Raw genomic sequence first — 1,065 nt, forward strand, 5'->3', positions numbered from 1 at the left:
TTTTATGATTTCTTCCTGAAGCTGTGATTTTAAGCTCAGCTCGGCAAACATCTGCTTAAGTTTGCGGTTTTCAGCCTCCAGCTCTTTTAAGCGTTTGATATCCGAAGTTTCCATGCCGCCGTATTTTTCCCGCCATTTATAAAAAGTTGAATTACCCATGCCATATTTACGGCAGAGTTCCTTGACAGGAATACCTGCTTCAGCTTCTTTTAAAATAGCGACGATTTGATGTTCAGTCATTTTTTTCATCATTAAATCCCCTTTTACTTTTATCATAGAGAATTTTCTACTTTTTTGCTGTACTATTTTAGGGGAGAGTTACATCCATACTTCACTTCATTACCACTTCTATCCCTAACGACTAACTCAAAGGCCTGTGGAAAAGATGGACGTGCTAGTGAACTTGGAAGACTTGAACTTATTTGAGCACTATCAGCTTTAGGACCATGCAACGTTACCCTTGTTACATATTTTGATTTATTCCTAATCCATCTATCAATGTCAGAATTATTTTGGTCTGAGACTGGCAACCTCCAACTCACCGTTGCCGTTATATCACCACGTGTGGTAACTGTCCAACCCAACAGGCTTGCATCAAGCCCACCTATATCCAAATCAAAATACAAGCCATCTGAACCTGTAGTAGGAAAATTTCTGTCGTAAGATGATGGACTTGTTGACTGAACTAAAAAAACCTTAGCTGGATCCCATATGTTAGCAGGACCTGCGTAGATTTGGTCGTCCCAACCCAAGCCAGTTGTTCCACCCAACAACAAATTCGGCCTGACCGCACAAATAACGGGCGGTGACGGTAAAGTGATATAATACTCCGCTGTTCCTCCACTAAAAGTACTACTTCTTGGTGTAACTCTCCCCTAAAATAGTACAGCAAAAAAGTAGAAAATTCTCTATGATAAAAGTAAAAGGGGATTTAATGATGAAAAAAATGACTGAACATCAAATCGTCGCTATTTTAAAAGAAGCTGAAGCAGGTATTCCTGTCAAGGAACTCTGCCGTAAATATGGCATGGGTAATTCAACTTTTTATAAATGGCGGGAAAAATA

Annotated in this window: 3 protein-coding genes; 1 reads left to right on the top strand and 2 read right to left on the bottom strand. The window is 39.4% G+C overall.

Translation table 11 applies throughout. The annotated features are described in order from the left end of the window. Together A9G37_RS10235 and A9G37_RS10240 are read right to left on the bottom strand one after the other, a co-directional pair. A partial coding sequence (locus A9G37_RS10235; protein ID WP_065560374.1) for a transposase occupies positions 1–252 on the bottom strand: 252 nt, incomplete at its 3' end. A 50-nt stretch (positions 253–302) separates the two neighbouring features. After that, complete coding sequence (locus A9G37_RS10240; RefSeq protein ID WP_065575442.1) at positions 303–773, bottom strand: hypothetical protein; 471 nt, start codon at positions 771–773, stop codon at positions 303–305. A 161-nt stretch (positions 774–934) separates the two neighbouring features. On the opposite strand from A9G37_RS10240, the gene A9G37_RS12335 reads away from it, so the two are divergent. Beyond that, positions 935–1,065 (top strand): transposase (locus tag A9G37_RS12335; protein ID WP_442903127.1); only part of this gene is annotated, 131 nt, incomplete at its 3' end.

The sequence above is a fragment of the Gilliamella sp. GillExp13 genome (assembly GCF_001690815.1).
GTDB classification, from domain to species: domain Bacteria; phylum Pseudomonadota; class Gammaproteobacteria; order Enterobacterales; family Orbaceae; genus Gilliamella; species Gilliamella bombi.